This is a genomic window from Pseudomonas sp. AC083, assembly GCF_979253165.1.
Map to the genome: position 1 here is coordinate 1 of NZ_CEEDDH010000006.1, position 19,255 is coordinate 19,255.

Consider the following 19,255-nt stretch of genomic DNA (forward strand, 5'->3'; position numbering starts at 1 on the left):
GGCGGCACACCCTACTCCACTTGGCAACCGGTGATGCCCTACGTCACCGAACTCAAACCGAACTCGGCACTCCTGCCCTGGATCGCCGAAACCGACGTCCTCGACTGGGGCTGGCTGGCCGTCTCACGCGCCGAACCGAACGACGTGTTCGAGCACCTGCGCAGCCTGACACAGGTGAAGATGCCTGACGGGACGGAGGTGTTTTTCCGCTTCTGGGATGGGCGGCACATCTACCCGATTTTGAAGGGGCTTGGGGAGAAGGCTGGGGAAGTACTGCCGGTGTTTGAGCGGTATCTGATTAATGGGCAAACGCTGGAGGTTGGGACACGGGTTTTGCCGAAGGTGCGGGACTGGCCGTGGTGGGAGGTGCCCGAGAAGCTACTCAAACAGCTTGCCGAGGGCGACCTAAACACTGTCATCGACAACCTGATGCAGTGGCTGGGTGAAGACTGTCCTGAGCTGTATTTCGCATTTCCTGAAAACAACCTGCGCCGCAAAGTCGAACGCTTCGTCCGACATCAACCGAATACCGAAGACATGGCAGAGCGCCTCGTCGCGCAGCTGACAAAGGAAGTCAACGCATGATTAGCAGCCCACTGGGAACCTTGGTTCTTCAGGTACTGGACGCCAAAGCTCCCGACGTTAACCTGATCCTTAAAGACTTCAATAATTGCCTGAGCGACTACAAAAATTGGGCGGATGGTTTCTGGACAGGCTGGGCTATGGACGTCGACCAGAAATTCAAGGTTGGCAATGAGGTCAGCGTTACGCAGCGTAGAACCAGGACAGGGGCAGTCGAGACCTTTGCCGTGTGTCCAAAGGATGGCAAGTTTACGCTGATCCATGCATTCGAGACCGCACGCTACGTGCCCATCGGCGATACCCCGGTGCGCATCGAACAGGTCGAAAAAGCAATGATTGGCTACTCCGTGGTAGGAGCCCCGATCAATAAAAAGATTGGCCCCAGTGGTATCGAAACTATCGATAACTGCATCCCGGGGAAACACTATCGCATCACCTTTTTTCCAGACGTCTCCGAAAGCGATGTCAAAGCTCTTTATGGTTCTTATAAAGGTGTGATCAGCGATCTCGACGGCTGGTTGAGAAGCGAGTGGGCGAGCAAGTTCCAAGCGCAGTGGAGCACCTACTCTGCGGCGGATCGTGCGGGTCGCGCGATGATTCTGCTGAAAGAAGCGCTCGATAGCTTCGAGCAGGCGCTACTCAGTTTATGGGATGACTTGAAAAACCTTGTCGGTCTTCTGGCCGATCCGATAGGGAATGCCAAAAAGCTTCGCGACTACTTATCAGACCTTGAACTCGAAAAGCTCTACGCGACCTCCAAAGAAGCAATTGCCTCTGCCTTGTTGATACTCAACGACGAACCGCTGATGTTTATCTACATCTCGGCAATTGTGGCCTGGGTGGGCATGCTGCCGCCGCAGGTGATCGTCAACGTGATCGCAAGCATCGGCGTCGAGTTCCTGATCAACGTAGTCATCGGTATCTGTCTTACGGGCGGAGCCGGCCTTGCCGTGCGGTTGGGGACCAAGGCCCTGAGCAAAATGAAGCCTGGGGGAGCACTCAAATACCTTGAGGGTTTGGCTGAACAGTTGATGTCGGCTAGCAGCAAACATAGCCTTCCGGCCCATACAGAGCTTTCCAAGCCTGTAATGCTCAAGGCCAAGGATGTTCCACTGAACGCAGGTAAGAAGGCACCTCTTTCCATCGGTGTTACTGATACTGGTGGTGGCCCTGTGCCTCTTCCCAAGACCGCTGATACCCCCACGCTTAAGGAGCCGAACGCCTCGGTATTTGCTCGGAAGAAAACAGAACCGCAAAGCCTGCTGGTGAAAAACGAACCGGTTAATGACGCACCTAAGCAGTCCACGAACCCGGCTAATCAAGCGGCACAGTGCAAATCCAAAACCCGTTGCGAGGGCGACCCCATTTCGATGGTCACCGGTGAGGAACTACTAACCCTCACTGATGGAAAATTGGACGGCCTGCTACCGCTGGAATGGGTACGTCTTTACCGCACCAGCGCGGTAGAGATCGACAACCGTCTAGGCTTCGGCTGGAGCCATCCGCTATCACATAGTTTACAAATCAGCGATGACGTCGTGCTGTGGACTGACAACGAAAACCGTCGGACCGAGTTCCCTCTACCTAACGAACAGCGTCCGTCCATCACCAATAGCCTTTCCGAGGCGGCGATTTTCATAGGGGATGCGCCAGGCGAATTGATCTTGGCTCAGGCCGGAGAGGACACACGTTTTTATCATTTCCGCGCCGGACGCCTGACTACCATTAGCGATGCCTACGACAACCAATTGCACATCAGCTATGACTTGGTTGATCGCATCCAGCGCATCGATAACGGAGCGGGACGTTCTTTGCTCCTGCGCTATGAAGATCGCCATATTGTCGCCGTTGACTACCAACAATTAGGTCAGGAGTACAACGAACGAGGCGAACGCCAAGACCCGTGGCAGACGGTCAAGACACTGGTTAGCTATAAGTACAACGAGCGTAATCAACTGATAAGCGCCACCAATGCCGTTGGGGAAGTCGAGCACTATCACTATGACGAGCAGCATGTAATCCAACAGCGCCAACTGGCCGGCGGCGCAAGCTTTCACTGGGAGTGGGAACGCGAAGGCAAGTGGGCCCGTTGTACTCGTCAGTGGTCCAATATTGCGCAGATCGATGCGCGTTATGTTTGGGACGATGAAGGCACAGTTACTGTCGCTAATGCAGACGGCAGCGAGCAGATTTACGTCCACGATAAAAACGCTCGACTGGTCAGCGAGACCGGTCCGGATGGTGCAGAAACACAAAGAGCCTATGATGAAAAAGGTCAGCTAATTGCTGAAAAGGACCCTCTTGGCGCCATCACAGAATATCGATACAACGAAGCCGGACGCCTGGTCGCAATCATTCCCCCTGAAGACCAACCGACTACTTACGAGTATCACAACGGTTTCATACGAGTAGTCCGTCGGGGCAAGGCCACTTGGAAATACCAGCGGAACCTTCAGGGCGACATCACCCAGCAGACCGACCCCGACGGCAATGAGACGTGCTACCGCTATGACCGCCGAGGCCGCTTGCTGGAAATTACCCACCCCGACGGTAGCCGCCATCAGCTCGACTGGAACGGCCTTGGGCAATTGCTTGAAGAACGTCTGCCCGATGGAGGCCAGCGCAAGTACCGCTACGATTCATTCGGCCGATTGATCACCCGCCAAGACGAGAGCGGCGCCATCACCCATTATCAATGGGACGCAGCGCAGCGCTTGGCGCAGATCACTTTACCCGGTGGCACGACACGCACTTTCAGTTACAACGCCTACGGCAAAGTCACCGCCGAACGCGACGAGCTGGGCCGTATCACTCGCTACGAATACGCCGACAACCTGCACTTGGTCAGCCGCCGCATCAATCCGGATGGCAGCCAACTTCGCTACCGCTACGACAACTCGCAACTCAACCTCACCGAGATTGAGAACGAGCGCGGCGAACGCTATCAGCTCGACTACTACTCAAATGGCCTGATCCAGCAAGAAATCGGCTTCGACGGTCGCCGCACTGCCTACGAGTATGACCTCAAAGGCCAGTTGCTGAAGAAAACCGAATTCGGCGACGACGGCAGCGAACTGGTCACCGAATACCAGCGCGACGCCTCCGGTCGCCTCCTGGTCAAAACCCTGCCCGACAGCGAAGAGATTCACTACAGCTACGACGCACTGGGTCGCTTGGTAAATATTGATGATGGTCATTGGCCGCTTGCATATGAATACGATGTACAGGACCGCCTGATCACTGAACACCAAGGCTGGGGCACCACACGTTACGAATATGACAGCGTCGGCCAATTGAGCCATTGTCGCCTGCCCGATGGAAGCACGCTCGACTACCGTCATTTGTCCGGTGGGCGCCTGAGCAGCATCGACCTCAACGGTTCTCGCCTGACCAGCCACCAATTCAGCGCCGGTCGCGAACTACAACGCCAACAAGGACTGTTGCTCAGCCAATACCAGTACGACGAACAAGGTCGTTTGCAAGCACACAGCGTCAGTCAGCGTGATAAGAACCTGTTCCAGCGTCGCTATGAATACGACGCCATTGGCAACCTTTCCGGCGTCGACGATAGCCGCAAAGGCAATCGCAGCTATCACTACGACCCACTCGATCGTCTGATCAGCGTGCGCGGCGCCACACCGGAAAGCTTCGCCCATGACCCGGCGGGTAACCTGCTTGGCCAAACCAACGAAGGCACCGCCAACCTCGCCAACGTCAAAGGCAACCGCCTGTTGATGCAGGGTGACCGGCATTACGACTACGACGCCTACGGCAATCTGATTCGCGAACGCCGCGGCGCCGCCCAGAAAGTCGTCACCGAGTACCGCTATGACCGCCAGCATCGCCTGATCGGCGTCAGCCTGCCAGGCGGAAGCACAGCTAGCTACAAGTACGACGCCTTCGGCCGCCGTATCGAAAAAACGGTCGACGGCCGTACCACCGAGTTCTTATGGCAAGGCGAACGTCTGATCGCAGAAAGCGCAGAAAACCGGTATCGCAGCTATATCTACGAACCTGGCAGTTTCCGTCCTCTGGCAATGCTCGACGGCGAAGGCCCCCTGAAGGCAACGCCGTTCTATTACCACCTTGACCACCTCGGTACCCCTCAAGAACTCACCGACTACAGCGGCGAAATCATGTGGTCGGCGAAGTACCGTGCCTATGGCAACCTCGCGGCATTGGATGTCAGTGAAATCGACAACCCGCTGCGGTTCCAAGGTCAGTACTTCGATGCGGAGACGGGCCTCCATTACAACCGCCATCGTTACTACAATCCGGGAACTGGGCGGTTTCTGACGCCGGATCCGTTCAAACTCGCAGGAGGGTTGAACAACTACCAATACGTCCCTAACCCCACTATGTGGGTGGATCCGTTGGGATTGGAGTGCCTAGAGGCGGATGGAGGCAAGGCAAAAACTGCCGGAGCAGTGGATCCGGTTGCAGCAAACCGTAATGAAGCACTAAGCGGTATGGCGACGCCATTGGATCCCCACGCATATAGCGTTTTATACGAGACCAAAATTGGCCCGGATGTGCTAGCAGTTCCGAACCGCGCAGAACATTTCAAGGTTGCAAACGAAAGCCTCTTAAAGTCAGCCGATACTGATGCAGATTTTAATAAAATAATGGAAACCATGGTGCCAGGATTCAGACGTGTAAAGGGCACCAAGATACCTACCAAAGGCATTAGCCCTGGTAAGGAGGTCACATGGCATCACGTACCGGGAACGGATACACTCCAGCTGGTATGGCGCTATCAACATGAACAATCGAAAGGTCCTCAATGGAATGCTCTTTGGCAGAAGATGTTCCACCCCGGAAACAAAGGGGGCTTTGCGGATGGAAAGAAATAATTACGGAGGGCTGACATGAAGATTGACTGGAGTACTTTCGGGATTGAACAGGGATCCTCAGTGGATGCCAATACGATTTCCCAAGTAGAAAAACTACTTGGTGTAATTTTCCCAGAGTCCTACTTGGACTTAGTTAAATATTCCGACGAAGCCTCTCCTGAGGTGTCTTCATTTTCATATGACGACGAAGGAACTTGCATAAGCGAGTTCTTTTCATTTTCGCCCGACGCAACCCCGTATACCATCTCATGGTACTCAGGGGCAGGAAAACCCCCAGGGCTTCCGAATGGATTGGTCCCTATCGCACGGGATGCGGGCGGTTACCTTGTTTGCCTGAATTTCAATACGCCCTCAATTACGGTTGAAATTTTTGACCCAAACTCAAGTAAAACCCACTTAGTTTCTAATAACTTTGATGATTTTATTGGTTTATGGGCGTGAGTAGAAAAAGGGACGAAAACAACCGTGCGCATCCCCTCTCCGACTTTGCGTACATCATGCTAGGGCGTTGGGAGTGACACAGTGCATTTAACCTGATTTAGAAATAGCGAAGTTTCTTTTTTCACAGCTACTACACGATGCTGATGTTCGCTTTGAAAAGCGAAACCCAAACAATGGCTCGATAAAGGCGTTCGGCACTATGATTATACTCGGCCAGACTGTCGTCATAGCGATTCAGTGCTACCGTAATTATAACTTAGCTCAAGGAACGCCCCAGCCGAAAAATAATTATCACTTCTTCTGATCAGTGAAATCGAAAACGAACGCGGACTTGGACCAAGAATTCCATCAGGAAATGAAGCTGGCGATAACGACCTATGGATTCCGGGTCGAAAATTGCCAGATGGAAACAGTGAAGCAATAGTCGACGCTAAAGGCCCGCTTGCACCAAAATTTGAAATATCACCACTGTCTCTATAAGAGGATGATCATGAAATTCAATGACACTTCTATCAATACAGACGAGCGATTTACCATAGGAATAGAAGCAGTTAGTGGAACGTATTATGTTTCTATCCATGTTAACAACCGCTTGGTTGACTATGATGAGTATTACGAAATAAGCAAAGAGTCGTACGAACTCTTTCTTAAAGATCCGTCTGCAGCACTGATTTTTGTAGAGAGCTGTAAAGCTAGACAAGAAGACGAATCTCTCATGTTCAAGCCAGGCGCAGACCGCGGAGTTGCGACCTAAAAAATTTCTGACGAGCCGAACTTGCTATTTTCTCGGGAAGGCTCTAGCCCTTTTTCGGGATAGGTATCTCGTTTCAGCCGATTGCGGCCCTCACAGTCGCATGCTTTTGACTTGGACTGCTAACTCTAAATGACAGCCAACCGTTCTTAGAAAAATAATGACACCGGTATATTCCCAAGCTAGAGCATACTTAGGTTCCGAATCCACAAATTCGTGATTCAAAAAATGCTCATCAAAGCATTGACATTGGAACGTTTTGTGACAAACCTTGATGGCTGGAAAAAGCTCAATGAAGACTACTTTTGAGACGGCTTTAGAACTTCATGAAACATCTGACTTCTTTAAAGGGACTGGAAAGTATTTTTCCCGCGGATCCGACTGGGGAGACCATCTCTTCATCAGCAACTGGCAGGAAATGTGTGGAGTTTTAAAAAATCAAAAAGCAGCACAAAGCCTGTTAACGACCATATTCGAAGATTACGCAAAACATTTAAAAGAAGACTATTCAGATGCAGAGGCATTGCTTTCAAACATAAGCGCTTACTACACACTAAAAAACAAAATCGCGTTTCTGTCAGCCACTAATTACGACCTAATTGAAAGCCTTGATGAACAAAGCAAGAAAAATACAGGGAAATTATTTCGCCTCCTTAGACAGCAGCACGATACAAAAAACAAAGAATCGCCAAAATACAAGTTTGACGACGAGATCAAGCGGTTAAAACTGAAGGGTTGCCTGCTTAATCTCGAAATTTTTTGAGCAGAGCGTATAATGCTAAATTTTTACGCCACCGTGCACTGATACATGACATGCCCTGTTGAACAAACCAAAAACTTTAGCCCTTGGTTTAAGCACGCATTAAAAATGGGTGACAGCGGAGCAAAAAAAAATCCACCCAACCCCACGCACAGCCAACTTCGACAAACCACAGATACCTCCTGAAGAATGATGAGAACTTTTTATGTGATTGCTAGAAAGGATATGGAGCCAAATCTTCTGCACAGTTCAAACTGGCCGAAAATTATAGGCTACTCATTCGAAGACAACTATTTTCACTTATCCCAAGGCAAAGGCCACGGCTTTGCCGCGAACGTCATGCCCGAATGGAAAGCTAGAAGTCCAGAGTGGACTGAAATATTTACAGTTTTAGACTCCACTTGGTTCTTAGATATGATTGCCAACAACAACTTCAGCAGCGAAAAGGCTTTTCTTGAAAAGCTAACCGCGCATATTGACAACCTAGACACAATTAGATTTTGGCCAGTCCGAAATAAAAAATTAAAATGGGTACAGATTTGCTTGCCAAGCCAACTTGACAACTGAGAACAACCTCAATGACAACAAACTTTGAAATAGCTTTGAACAAAAATCAGTTCCCTGCCTACTTCAAAGGTAGTGACCAATATTTCACAAGAGATCCTGACTGGGGAACCCAGTTGCATATCATAAATTGGCAAGGACTGTGCACCTATTTAGAGCCGCTAGAAACCTCGATCGAAATATTGAAAGATGCATTTAGCGAATACTTAAATTCGGTTGAGCTGACAAAAAAAGACGCCAGCGACTTGCTTGAAAACATTGGCTGCTATTATTACCTAAGAAACAAATACCCTTTCTTGTCAAAAGACGGATTTGATCTCGTGTGCGACACGACTGAAAGTGAGAAACAGAAAATCTCACGTATCATGGTTTTTCTGGGAGAAACAATCGAAGCCAACAATGATGCTCAGGACCTTGAACTCTATAATCGTCGCATGAGGAAACTCATTGATGACGGTGGCCCAACCAACATTGAGAACCTCTAAATTGTTCGACGAAACCCAACATATTTTTAGAAAAATGGAACAGATTTATTTTCTAATCACGAGAAATAAATCTGTCCCCATTTGTCTTTCTCATTTGTCTTTCTCATTTGTCTAACTCTGGTTTCCTCAATCCCGCAGACGGAAAAATCGCAACTCAACGCTGCGATTTCTCAAACCCATAATTCAAACCGCCGCCAACCGCACCTGCCTCTCCAACTCCACCTTCAACCCCGGCTCCAGCTTTAACTGCCGCGCCAGTTCATCCAGATAGCTCTTCTCCATAAAATTCTCCTCATCCACCAGCATCACACTGGCGATGTACATCTCCGCCGCCATTTCCGGCGTGCTCGCCGCGCGGGCGACGTCGGTGGGGTCGAGGGGTTTGTTGAGTTCGGCGTGGAGCCAGTGTTGCAGTTCCTGGTCGTTGTCGAGTTTTGTGAATTCGCCTTCGATCAGTTCGCGCTCGCGCTCGTCGATGTGGCCGTCGGCTTTGGCGGCGGCGACCAGGGCTTTGAGGATTGCCTGGCTGTGCTGCTCGACTTGAGCGGGTGGCAAGCGGTCGAGGGTTTGCGGTTCGCGTTGGGGTGCGCTGCCTTTTTGGGCGTTGTAGTTGCCGTAAGCCTTGTAAGCCAGTACGCCCAGCGCAGCCAGGCCGCCGTAGATCGCGACTTTGCCGCCGACCTTGCGGACCTTTTTATTGCCGAGCAGCAGCCCCATCGCGCCTGCGGCCAATGCGCCGCCACCCGCGCCGGAGAGCAGGCCGCCGAGGCCGCTGGAGCCAGACGAGCCACCGAGCAAGCCGCCCAGCCCGCTGGCAGCCGATTTGCTGGAAGCGCCGCCAGTCTTGTTCTGCAGCATTTCCTGCCCGGACTTGAGCAGTTGATCGAGCAATCCACGGGTGTTCATGTTCCGTCTCCAAACAAGGGTTATCCGGATCTAAGGCCCTCAGCCTAGTTCGAAAGTGCCCCAACCCGCGCCGCGAGTGTGCTTCGAGATGTTGCTCGCGCTCTGGATTGAAGCGCGCAGCTGACCTTGGAAAAACCCATCTACACTTCAGCCGGGCGAAACAATATCCGCCGCCGTAATCGAGATCGCCCGCCCCGCTTCGGCCTTCTGACTACGCTGATAACAAGCCGCCAACGGCATGCTGCACCGCGTTCACAACTGCCCCGACCATAATATGAAAAAGAGGGATCAACCATGTTCGTGCACAAGACCGCACTGCTCAGTGCAATCACCACGGCGCTGCTGGCCAGCGCCAGTTTGCAGGCCGCCGAGCCGTTGAAGGCTGTCGGCGCTGGCGAAGGTCAGCTGGATATCGTGGCGTGGCCGGGTTACATCGAACGTGGCGAGAGCGACAAGGCCTACGACTGGGTCAGCGGTTTCGAGAAGGAAACCGGCTGCAAGGTCAACGTCAAGACAGCGGCGACCTCCGATGAAATGGTCAGCCTGATGGCCAAGGGCGGGTATGACCTGGTCACTGCGTCCGGTGATGCGTCGCTGCGGTTGATCGCCGGCAAGCGTGTGCAGCCGATCAATACCGGGTTGATCCCGAGTTGGAACACCCTCGACCCGCGCCTCAAGGATGCGCCGTGGTACGTGGTCAACAGCCAGACTTACGGCACACCGTATCAATGGGGGCCGAACGTGTTGATGTACAACACCAATGTGTTCAAGACGCCGCCGACCAGTTGGAGCGTGCTGTTCGACGCGCAGAATTTTCCCGACGGCAAGCCGAACAAGGGTCGTGTGCAGGCTTATGACGGACCGATCTATATCGCCGACGCAGCCTTGTATCTGAAGACCGCCAGGCCGGAGCTGGGCATCGACGATCCGTATCAGCTCACCGAAGCGCAGTACAAAGCCGTGCTCGATCTGTTGCGCGCGCAGCAGCCGCTGATTCACCGCTACTGGCACGACACCACGGTGCAGATGAGCGATTTCAAAAACGAAGGTGTGGTCGCATCGAGCGCCTGGCCGTATCAGGTCAACGGCCTGATCAACGAGAAGCAGCCGATCGCTTCGACCATTCCGAAAGAAGGCGCCACCGGCTGGGCCGACACCACCATGCTGCACACTGAGGCCAAGCATCCGAACTGCGCGTACAAGTGGATGGACTGGTCGCTGAAGCCCAAGGTCCAGGGTGATGTGGCGGCGTGGTTTGGTTCGTTGCCGGCGGTGCCAGCAGCGTGCAAGGAAAGCGAGTTGCTCGGTGCTGAGGGCTGCAAGACCAATGGTTTTGATCAGTTCGACAAGATCGCTTTCTGGAAGACCCCGCAGGCTGAGGGCGGCAAGTTCGTGCCGTATAGCCGCTGGACGCAGGATTACATTGCGATCATGGGCGGCCGTTAAACCCTCTTCGCGAGCAGGCTCGCTCCCACATTGGATTGTATTCCTCCTGTGAGAGCGAGCCTGCTCGCGAAGCTCTTAAGATTCAGGTTTTCCAGCAGTAAGGCCGAGCAGGCGCGACAGCCCTCGCCTTTTGGGGAGCAACACACCATGCCACTTGCAGTCCAGTTCACCAACGTGTCCCGGCAGTTCGGTGAGGTGAAGGCCGTTGACCGGGTTTCCATCGACATCGAGGACGGCGAGTTCTTTTCCATGCTCGGCCCCTCGGGTTCGGGTAAAACCACTTGCCTGCGCCTGATCGCCGGTTTCGAGCAACCGAGCGCCGGATCGATCCGCATCCACGGTGCCGAAGCGGCCGGTTTGCCGCCGTATCAACGTGACGTCAATACAGTGTTTCAGGACTACGCGTTGTTCCCGCACATGAACGTGCTTGATAACGTCGCCTACGGTTTGAAGGTCAAAGGTGTCGGCAAGGCCGAACGTCACAAACGTGCCGAAGAAACCCTGAACATGGTCGCCCTCGGTGGTTACGGCGCGCGTAAACCGGTGCAGTTGTCCGGTGGTCAGCGCCAGCGTGTCGCCCTCGCCCGCGCTCTGGTCAATCGCCCGCGTGTGCTGTTGCTCGATGAGCCGCTCGGCGCGCTGGATCTGAAACTGCGCGAACAGATGCAGAGCGAACTGAAAAAGCTGCAACGCCAGCTCGGCATCACTTTCATCTTCGTCACCCATGATCAGACCGAAGCGCTGTCGATGTCCGATCGCGTCGCCGTGTTCAACAACGGCCGCATCGAACAGGTCGACACGCCGCGCAATCTGTACATGAAGCCGACCACCACTTTCGTCGCTGAATTCGTCGGCACGTCGAACGTGATCCGAGGCGATCTGGCGCTGCACATCAGCGGTCATTCGCAAGCGTTTTCGATCCGTCCGGAACACGTGCGTTTCGCCGATGGCCCGCTCGCCAGTAATGAAATCGAAGTCAGCGGCCTGCTCCACGACATCCAGTATCAGGGCAGCGCCACGCGTTATGAACTGAAGCTGGAAAACGGCCAGAACCTGAGCATCAGCCACGCCAACAATCAATGGCTCGACAGCAGCGCGCAACATCAGACCGGGCAGCGACTGAGTGCGCGCTGGGCGCGGGAAGCGATGGTTGAACTGCGTGACAACGTGGCGAGCGAGGCGTGACATGAGCGCCCTCGCGATGACTTCGTCACCACCGCTGCGCAGGTTTTCCAACCTGCTCTATCGCAAGCCCAACCTGTATCTGTCGATGCTGCTGGTGCCGCCGCTGCTGTGGTTCGGCGCGATCTATCTCGGCTCGTTGCTGATGCTGCTGTGGCAGGGTTTCTACACCTTCGACGACTTCACCATGGCAGTCACGCCGGACCTGACGCTGGCCAATTTTGCCGCGCTGTTCCAGCCGTCGAACTTTGACATCATCCTGCGCACGCTGAGCATGGCGATCGCCGTCTCGATCGCCAGCGCCATCGTTGCGTTCCCGATTGCCTACTACATGGCGCGCTATACAACGGGCAAGACCAAGGCGTTTTTCTACATCGCGGTGATGCTGCCGATGTGGGCCAGTTACATCGTCAAGGCTTACGCGTGGACGCTGCTGCTGGCCAAGGGCGGCGTGGCGCAATGGTTCGTTCAGCACCTGGGTCTGGAGCCGCTGTTGCAGATGGTTCTGGGGATTCCCGGAGTTGGTGGCAGCACCTTGTCGACCTCGCATCTGGGGCGGTTCATGGTGTTCGTCTACATCTGGCTGCCGTTCATGATCCTGCCAATCCAGGCCTCGCTGGAGCGGTTGCCGCCGTCGCTATTACAGGCCTCCGCTGACCTCGGCGCCAAGCCGCGTCAGACCTTTATGCAGGTGATCCTGCCTTTGTCGATTCCGGGGATTGCGGCGGGTTCGATCTTCACTTTTTCGCTGACCCTGGGCGACTTTATCGTGCCGCAACTGATCGGCCCGCCGGGCTACTTCATTGGCAGCATGGTCTACGCGCAGCAAGGAGCAATCGGCAATATGCCGATGGCGGCGGCGTTTACGCTGGTGCCGATCGTGCTGATTGCGATTTACCTGGCCATCGTCAAACGTCTGGGGGCTTTCGATGCGCTCTGAATCTTCATCCCAAGGGCATGCTTCTATAGGTTTGCGCGTCGCAGCCTGGGGCGGGCTGGTGTTTTTGCATTTCCCGATCCTGATCATCTTCCTCTATGCCTTCAACACAGAAGACGCGGCGTTCAGTTTTCCGCCGAAGGGCTTCACGCTGCACTGGTTCAGCGTGGCGTTTTCCCGGCCGGATGTACTGGAAGCGATCAAGCTGTCATTACAGATCGCAGCCATCGCCACGTTGATCGCCATGGTGCTCGGCACACTCGCCTCGGCCGCGTTGTACCGGCGCGATTTCTTCGGCAAGCAAGGCATATCGCTGATGCTGATTTTGCCGATCGCGTTGCCGGGGATCATCACCGGGATCGCCTTGCTGGCGACGTTCAAGTCGCTGGGCATTGAGCCGGGGATGTTCACCATCATCGTCGGCCATGCGACCTTCTGCGTGGTGATCGTCTACAACAACGTTATCGCTCGCCTGCGCCGCACTTCACACAGTTTGATCGAAGCGTCGATGGATCTCGGCGCCGACGGCTGGCAGACCTTCCGCTACATCATCCTGCCGAACCTCGGCTCGGCGCTGCTCGCGGGAGGCATGCTGGCGTTTGCGCTGTCGTTCGATGAAATCATCGTCACCACATTTACCGCCGGGCATGAACGCACGTTGCCGTTGTGGCTGCTCAATCAGTTGAGCCGCCCACGGGATGTGCCGGTGACCAATGTCGTGGCGATGCTGGTAATGATCGTGACCATGTTGCCGATTCTCGGCGCGTATTACTTGACGCGAGGGGGCGAGAGCGTGGCGGGGAGTGGCGGGAAATAACCAAATGACTGAAGAAACCAGATCCCCGTAGGAGCTGCCGAAGGCTGCGATCTTTTGATCTTGATCTTCAAAGCAACATCAAAAGATCGCAGCCTTCGGCGGCTCCTACAGGTGGATTCGGTTTCGACAGAAAAACAAAAGTGTTAGCGAGGGCAATGAAATGCAAACCAGACTCTTGATCAACGGCCAACTGGTCGACGGCGAAGGCCCGGCGCAGCCGGTGCTCAATCCTGCGCGGGGCGAAATACTGGTGGAGGTCAACGAAGCCAGCGAAGCCCAGGTCGATGCCGCCGTGCGTGCCGCCGACAACGCCTTCGCCGAGTGGTCACAAACTGTTCCGAAAGACCGCTCGCTGCTTTTGCTCAAACTCGCCGACGCCATTGAAGCCCACGGCGAGGAACTGGCGAAACTGGAATCCGACAACTGCGGCAAACCCTACAGCGCCGCGCTCAATGACGAGATACCGGCGATTGCCGACGTGTTCCGCTTCTTCGCCGGCGCCAGTCGTTGCATGGGCGGTTCGGCCGCTGGCGAATACTTGCCCGGGCATACCTCGATGATTCGCCGCGATCCGGTCGGGGTGATAGCGTCCATCGCGCCGTGGAACTACCCGCTGATGATGGTCGCCTGGAAAATCGCTCCGGCGTTGGCTGCCGGTAATACGGTGGTGCTCAAACCGTCGGAACAAACTCCGCTGACCGCGTTGCGTCTGGCCGAACTGGCGTCGGAAATCTTCCCGGCGGGTGTAATCAATCTGGTGTTCGGGCGCGGTCCTACGGTGGGCAGTCCACTGGTGAACCATCCGAAAGTGCGCATGGTTTCCCTGACCGGTTCGATCGCCACGGGCGCCAACATCATTTCCAGCACCGCCGATAGCGTCAAACGCATGCACATGGAACTCGGCGGCAAGGCGCCGGTGATCATCTTTGACGATGCCGATATCGACGCGGCAGTGGAAGGTATACGTACGTTCGGCTTCTACAACGCCGGGCAGGATTGCACCGCTGCGTGCCGGATCTACGCGCAGCAAGGCATCTACGACGCCTTCGTCGAAAAGCTCGGCGCGGCGGTCAGCAGCATCAAGTACGGCTTGCAGGACGATCCGTCGACCGAACTCGGCCCATTGATCACCGCGCAACATCGCGACCGTGTTGCCGGGTTCGTCGAGCGTGCAGTGGCGCAACCGCATATTCGCCTGATCACTGGTGGCAAATCGGTCGACGGCGATGGTTTCTTCTTCGAACCAACCGTGTTGGCCGACGCGCAGCAGGATGATGAAATCGTTCGCCGTGAGGTATTCGGGCCGGTAGTTTCGGTGACGAAATTTACCAATGAAGCACAGGCGCTGGAGTGGGCCAACGATTCGGACTACGGCCTGGCGTCATCCGTGTGGACCTCCGATGTGGGACGCGCGCATCGTCTGTCGGCGCGCTTGCAGTACGGCTGCACATGGGTGAATACGCACTTCATGCTCGTCAGCGAAATGCCCCATGGCGGTCAGAAACTGTCCGGCTACGGCAAGGACATGTCCATGTTCGGGTTGGAGGACTACACCACGGTTCGGCATGTGATGTTCAAGCACTAGGATCTAAATCTACGCGAGCAGGCTTGCTCCCACATTTGATCTCTATTCCCTGTGGGGGCGAGCCTGCTCGCGAAAGTGTCACCTCGGCTCCAGAACGGAAACCGGCTCGATGCATCACTTTCCTGGGCCCGCAGGAACAAGTTCAGGGGCCATAAACCCCCGGAAAGCATCATCAAAACAAAAGCTCTGCCTGATCGTGTTTCAGCAAGGAAATACGATCGAACAGCCTGATTTTTTCATTGGCTTTTTGCCTGGCGTGATCGGACATGACTGCAATCAACTCCTCGAGCTGGCTGACATCTCCGACCACTTTGAATTGCTTTTCCTTGTTGACGAATACAAGCGACTTCTTTTTTCTGGATAACAGTTCGATCACATTGCTGAGCGTACCGGTACTCTTTGCGTCCCAGATCATCAACCCGTAATCAGCCGCTTCGGCCATGACCAAATCTTTTTCGGTGAAAAAGGCCCTCGATCCCTTGGAATGTTTTGAGGCCACGGTCCTCGCGGGCCACTGCCCAAGGTTATTCCTGGGCACCGGACCGCTGCAGAACACCGTTGTTCTGGATGCTTCGAGACTCAGCAGGTACTCCTGAATGGAGCTATCAGCGCCACCCGCATCACCCACCACCACCTCAAAATCAGACGCAACGATATTATTGATGCGCTCTTTAACCTTTGGATCAAGGTTCTTGATGTTGATAGAGCCAGCAATAAATACGGTGGTCATCACGTTCATTTCCAAGTTAATGCCGCTACGTAAATCTTTCCGACCTTTGGATATTGACGTAAAACGGCGCAGGCCGCGTCCATCGACGCGCCGCTATCAAACAAATCATCTACCACCAAAACATTCCAGCGCCCGTCAGTAGTGATTTCGTCATTGACGCTAAAACTGTTTCCAATCGCTGCAACCTTGTCTGCTTTGGAATGCAGATCCTTGAGCGATTTCCCCGTAGCCGACTTTCGGAGCAAATCCGAGAAAACAGGTCGCCCGATGATTCGTCCCAACGCCAATGCGACCTCGGTTACCGGTTGGCGCTGACGAATATTCGAAGCTGGCATAGGCACTACGAAACCTACCTGATCCAGTTTTGGGAACACGTTTGTCGCTACCGCTTGAGCAAGTGGGCCGACCTGGTTCCAATCCTTCTGGTACTTGAGCTGGTAGGTCGCCTCACCTATCTCGGTACGCTGATTATCGAAACATGGGTGTCCGCGATCATCGTTGCCGAGAAAGGTACTACTTACCATGTGTTTGTCCAGCACCCAGCCCTGATCCCAAGGGCCGTTAATCTGCTTTAGGGACACTTTCATTCGAATTCTCCGTTATTCGTAACAATCTCTTAAGCCCTGAACCAAGGGCCGGGCATCTGCAGCGATGCGTAAGATCAAACAAATAACGGAAAAAACTCCGGCTAGGGGTGGTCACGCTGATGCCTGGACAAAAACAGGCATTTCCTACAGATACGACCTTCCTGAAAAACTCCCATTTCCTACGGCATCATCCGGTTGCTGCCCAAAAACTTTGGCAAGGGAGCAAACTCCCTCGCCACAGGTAAGGTTAATTTATCTGTCCACCGTGTAAGCCAAATCGCTTTCAGGGTGCCTGCTTCAGTGTTAAAACCGCGAAACACTCCGCATCGCATCCACCAGATAGCGCATGGCGATCCGGTCGCTTTCCGATAGCTCTCGATAACGTTCCACCAGTTTCAATTCCTCGGAATTGAGACGACGTCTTCTGCGCCCGCCGCCCAAGCATGGGAAGATGCCCAACATTTCGGTGATGCCCTGTATTTTTGCCATGGACGATGTCCTTCTCTATTGAGTCAAGAAACTGCTGAACCTCACATCGCCCTGCCTCTTCGAGCAGCGTCGTGTGCCCCGCCGGCACGAAGGCTTGTATCCGGTCTTGCCCATAGAATAGGAATTAAATCGGCGTTGAAAAGTGGTTTTTAGAGTAATTAATCGAAAAAAGCAGATATGCCCTCTAAATCAGAGAGCCCTGTCAGAAAAATTACAGACATGTCTTGTTTCATTGCCAGATGACGTAACGAAAACAAGCCTTTTTGCCCGACAATCGAACCGATTAAGCTAGCGGGCATCTGTTTATAGTCCGTTGCGTTTGGCCGAAGGCATGACCGAACCGTAATTTCCGATCCGACAGGTGCCAGGAACGGCGCTGGATTGCACACGACAGGTTGTATTTATGCACCGCAGGAATTTGCTCAAAGCGTCTATGGCCATTGCGGCCTATACCGGTCTTTCCGCGTCGGGTCTGTTGGCCGCTCGCGCCTGGGCGGCCAATGGTGGCGCCGCCGATGGCGAGGCCCAGGCCTTCGATTTCGAGGCGTTGAAGCGTCAGGCCAAGCAGCTCGCCGGCAATGCCTATCAGGATACGAAACAGGTATTGCCGCCGACCCTGGCGACCATGACTCCGCAGAACTTCAACGCGATCCGCTACGACGGCGAGCATTCCCTGTGGAAGGAAAACAAAGGTCAGCTGGACGTGCAGTTCTTCCACGTCGGCATGGGTTTCCGTCAACCGGTGCGCATGTACAGCGTTGATCCGAAGACGCGCATGGCGCGCGAGGTGCATTTCCGCCCGGCGCTGTTCAATTATGAGAACACTTCGGTCGACACCCAGCAGCTCAAGGGCGATCTGGGTTTTGCCGGCTTCAAACTGTTCAAGGCACCGGAGCTGGATCGGCATGACGTGGTGTCGTTTCTCGGCGCCAGCTATTTCCGCGCGGTCGATGCTACTGGCCAATATGGCCTCTCCGCGCGCGGCCTGGCCATTGATACCTACGCGAAGAAGCGCGAAGAGTTTCCCGACTTCACCAAGTTCTGGTTCGAAACTCCGGACAAGAACGCCACGCGTTTTGTGGTCTACGCCCTGCTCGACTCGCCGAGCGCCACCGGTGCCTATCGCTTCGACATTGATTGCCAGGCCGAGCGCGTGGTCATGGAAATCGACGCGCACATCAACGCACGCACCACTATCGAACAGTTGGGCGTGGCGCCAATGACGAGCATGTTCAGCTGCGGCACCCACGAACGGCGCATGTGCGACACCATTCACCCGCAGATTCACGATTCCGACCGTCTGGCCATGTGGCGCGGCAATGGCGAATGGATCTGCCGTCCGTTGAACAACCCGGCAAAGCTGCAATTCAACGCATTTGCCGACAAGGACCCGAAAGGTTTTGGCCTGGTGCAGACCGACCACGAATTCGCCAACTATCAGGACACTGTCGACTGGTACAGCAAGCGCCCGAGCCTGTGGGTAGAACCGACAACCGCATGGGGCGAAGGCTCTATCGATCTGCTGGAAATTCCTACGACCGGCGAGACGCTGGATAACATCGTCGCGTTCTGGACGCCGAAGAAACCCGTGGCTGCCGGTGATTCGCTGAACTACGGGTACAAGCTGTACTGGAGCGCCCTGCCACCGGTCGGCACGCCACTGGCACGGGTGCACGCAACGCGTTCGGGCATGGGCGGCTTCACCGAGGGTTGGGCGCCGGGTGAGCATTACCCGCCAGTCTGGGCGCGGCGCTTTGCCGTGGACTTCACCGGTGGCGGCCTCGAGCGCCTGCCACAGGGCACCGGGATCGAGCCGGTGATTACCTGTTCAAACGGCAAGGTGCAGGACTTCAGCGTGCTGGTGCTGGATGACATCAAGGGTTATCGGATTCTGTTCGACTGGTACCCGACCAATGACAGTGTCGAGCCGGTGGAACTGCGCCTGTTCATTCGCACCAATGACCGCACGTTGAGCGAGACCTGGTTGTACCAGTACTTCCCGCCGGCGCCGGACAAGCGTAAATACCCTTGAGGTTCTAAGGCGGCTGTTCTGGCGTCATTCGCGAGCAGGCTCGCTCCCACAGGGGTCCGCATTCCTAATGTGGGAGCGAGCCTGCTCGCGAAGAGGCCCGCCTGGATA

General features: G+C 54.7%; 17 protein-coding genes. 13 read left to right on the plus strand and 4 right to left on the minus strand.

Annotation, left to right across the window (positions count from 1 at the left end):
• The 7 genes from AC0IXA_RS11505 to AC0IXA_RS11535 form a co-directional block, all read left to right on the plus strand.
• Positions 1–585: DUF4123 domain-containing protein (locus tag AC0IXA_RS11505; RefSeq protein ID WP_471813097.1), on the plus strand; the 585-nt coding region annotated here is incomplete at its 5' end.
• The gene (locus AC0IXA_RS11510) at positions 582–5,435 is read left to right on the plus strand and encodes an RHS repeat-associated core domain-containing protein (RefSeq protein ID WP_471813099.1); all 4,854 of its coding nucleotides are present in this window, start codon (positions 582–584) and stop codon (positions 5,433–5,435) included. The genes AC0IXA_RS11505 and AC0IXA_RS11510, both read left to right, overlap by 4 nt.
• A 15-nt stretch (positions 5,436–5,450) precedes the next feature.
• Entirely contained in the window at positions 5,451–5,876 is a 426-nt protein-coding gene (locus tag AC0IXA_RS11515; RefSeq protein WP_341639168.1) for an SMI1/KNR4 family protein, read from the plus strand.
• Positions 5,877–6,366: 490 nt separating this feature from the next.
• Entirely contained in the window at positions 6,367–6,630 is a 264-nt protein-coding gene (locus AC0IXA_RS11520) for a hypothetical protein (protein WP_341639167.1), read from the plus strand.
• Between the two features lie 289 nt (positions 6,631–6,919).
• Positions 6,920–7,390: a hypothetical protein gene (locus AC0IXA_RS11525; RefSeq protein ID WP_341639166.1), complete on the plus strand. Its 471-nt coding sequence runs from the start codon at positions 6,920–6,922 to the stop codon at positions 7,388–7,390.
• Positions 7,391–7,579: 189 nt separating this feature from the next.
• Entirely contained in the window at positions 7,580–7,954 is a 375-nt protein-coding gene (locus tag AC0IXA_RS11530) for a hypothetical protein (protein ID WP_471813101.1), read from the plus strand.
• Positions 7,955–7,965: 11 nt separating this feature from the next.
• Entirely contained in the window at positions 7,966–8,436 is a 471-nt protein-coding gene (locus AC0IXA_RS11535; protein ID WP_341639164.1) for a hypothetical protein, read from the plus strand.
• A gap of 183 nt (positions 8,437–8,619) precedes the next feature.
• On the opposite strand, the gene AC0IXA_RS11540 is transcribed toward AC0IXA_RS11535, so the two are convergent.
• A complete protein-coding gene (locus tag AC0IXA_RS11540) occupies positions 8,620–9,342 on the minus strand; it encodes a tellurite resistance TerB family protein (protein ID WP_341639163.1) in 723 nt (240 codons plus the stop codon).
• A gap of 294 nt (positions 9,343–9,636) precedes the next feature.
• On the opposite strand from AC0IXA_RS11540, the gene ydcS reads away from it, so the two are divergent.
• From ydcS to AC0IXA_RS11565, 5 genes are all read left to right on the plus strand, one after another.
• Positions 9,637–10,788, plus strand: coding sequence for a putative ABC transporter substrate-binding protein YdcS (ydcS, locus tag AC0IXA_RS11545; RefSeq protein WP_471813103.1), 1,152 nt, complete (start codon positions 9,637–9,639; stop codon positions 10,786–10,788).
• A gap of 147 nt (positions 10,789–10,935) precedes the next feature.
• On the plus strand, positions 10,936–11,973 hold the full coding sequence (locus tag AC0IXA_RS11550) for an ABC transporter ATP-binding protein (RefSeq protein ID WP_471813105.1): 1,038 nt from the start codon (positions 10,936–10,938) through the stop codon (positions 11,971–11,973).
• Between the two features lie 16 nt (positions 11,974–11,989).
• Entirely contained in the window at positions 11,990–12,910 is a 921-nt protein-coding gene (locus tag AC0IXA_RS11555) for an ABC transporter permease (RefSeq protein ID WP_471813279.1), read from the plus strand.
• Positions 12,900–13,724 carry an ABC transporter permease gene (locus tag AC0IXA_RS11560; protein WP_136492015.1) on the plus strand — a complete coding sequence of 275 codons (825 nt, stop codon included), beginning with the start codon at positions 12,900–12,902 and terminating at the stop codon, positions 13,722–13,724. The genes AC0IXA_RS11555 and AC0IXA_RS11560 overlap by 11 nt, the downstream gene beginning before the upstream one ends.
• Before the next feature lie 160 nt (positions 13,725–13,884).
• On the plus strand, positions 13,885–15,309 hold the full coding sequence (locus AC0IXA_RS11565) for a gamma-aminobutyraldehyde dehydrogenase (protein ID WP_471813107.1): 1,425 nt from the start codon (positions 13,885–13,887) through the stop codon (positions 15,307–15,309).
• Between the two features lie 172 nt (positions 15,310–15,481).
• On the opposite strand, the gene AC0IXA_RS11570 is transcribed toward AC0IXA_RS11565, so the two are convergent.
• The 3 genes from AC0IXA_RS11570 to AC0IXA_RS11580 form a co-directional block, all read right to left on the minus strand.
• The gene (locus AC0IXA_RS11570) at positions 15,482–16,039 is read right to left on the minus strand and encodes a hypothetical protein (protein WP_471813109.1); all 558 of its coding nucleotides are present in this window, start codon (positions 16,037–16,039) and stop codon (positions 15,482–15,484) included.
• A gap of 5 nt (positions 16,040–16,044) precedes the next feature.
• On the minus strand, positions 16,045–16,626 hold the full coding sequence (locus AC0IXA_RS11575) for a ComF family protein (RefSeq protein ID WP_471813111.1): 582 nt from the start codon (positions 16,624–16,626) through the stop codon (positions 16,045–16,047).
• A 303-nt stretch (positions 16,627–16,929) separates the two neighbouring features.
• On the minus strand, positions 16,930–17,115 hold the full coding sequence (locus AC0IXA_RS11580) for a hypothetical protein (protein ID WP_016771524.1): 186 nt from the start codon (positions 17,113–17,115) through the stop codon (positions 16,930–16,932).
• A 403-nt stretch (positions 17,116–17,518) separates the two neighbouring features.
• Here AC0IXA_RS11580 and AC0IXA_RS11585 point away from each other — a divergent pair, with 403 nt between their 5' ends.
• Positions 17,519–19,147 carry a glucan biosynthesis protein D gene (locus tag AC0IXA_RS11585; RefSeq protein ID WP_110646996.1) on the plus strand — a complete coding sequence of 543 codons (1,629 nt, stop codon included), beginning with the start codon at positions 17,519–17,521 and terminating at the stop codon, positions 19,145–19,147.
• Positions 19,148–19,255 lie beyond the last annotated feature (108 nt).

Coding starts and splice junctions, on each gene's coding strand:
- AC0IXA_RS11510 (WP_471813099.1), top strand. CDS start 582: ATGATTAGCAGCCCACTGGGAACCTTGGTTCTTCAGGTACTGGACGCC.
- AC0IXA_RS11515 (WP_341639168.1), top strand. CDS start 5,451: ATGAAGATTGACTGGAGTACTTTCGGGATTGAACAGGGATCCTCAGTG.
- AC0IXA_RS11520 (WP_341639167.1), top strand. CDS start 6,367: ATGAAATTCAATGACACTTCTATCAATACAGACGAGCGATTTACCATA.
- AC0IXA_RS11525 (WP_341639166.1), top strand. CDS start 6,920: ATGAAGACTACTTTTGAGACGGCTTTAGAACTTCATGAAACATCTGAC.
- AC0IXA_RS11530 (WP_471813101.1), top strand. CDS start 7,580: ATGAGAACTTTTTATGTGATTGCTAGAAAGGATATGGAGCCAAATCTT.
- AC0IXA_RS11535 (WP_341639164.1), top strand. CDS start 7,966: ATGACAACAAACTTTGAAATAGCTTTGAACAAAAATCAGTTCCCTGCC.
- AC0IXA_RS11540 (WP_341639163.1), bottom strand. CDS start 9,342: ATGAACACCCGTGGATTGCTCGATCAACTGCTCAAGTCCGGGCAGGAA.
- ydcS (WP_471813103.1), top strand. CDS start 9,637: ATGTTCGTGCACAAGACCGCACTGCTCAGTGCAATCACCACGGCGCTG.
- AC0IXA_RS11550 (WP_471813105.1), top strand. CDS start 10,936: ATGCCACTTGCAGTCCAGTTCACCAACGTGTCCCGGCAGTTCGGTGAG.
- AC0IXA_RS11555 (WP_471813279.1), top strand. CDS start 11,990: ATGACTTCGTCACCACCGCTGCGCAGGTTTTCCAACCTGCTCTATCGC.
- AC0IXA_RS11560 (WP_136492015.1), top strand. CDS start 12,900: ATGCGCTCTGAATCTTCATCCCAAGGGCATGCTTCTATAGGTTTGCGC.
- AC0IXA_RS11565 (WP_471813107.1), top strand. CDS start 13,885: ATGCAAACCAGACTCTTGATCAACGGCCAACTGGTCGACGGCGAAGGC.
- AC0IXA_RS11570 (WP_471813109.1), bottom strand. CDS start 16,039: ATGACCACCGTATTTATTGCTGGCTCTATCAACATCAAGAACCTTGAT.
- AC0IXA_RS11575 (WP_471813111.1), bottom strand. CDS start 16,626: ATGAAAGTGTCCCTAAAGCAGATTAACGGCCCTTGGGATCAGGGCTGG.
- AC0IXA_RS11580 (WP_016771524.1), bottom strand. CDS start 17,115: ATGGCAAAAATACAGGGCATCACCGAAATGTTGGGCATCTTCCCATGC.
- AC0IXA_RS11585 (WP_110646996.1), top strand. CDS start 17,519: ATGCACCGCAGGAATTTGCTCAAAGCGTCTATGGCCATTGCGGCCTAT.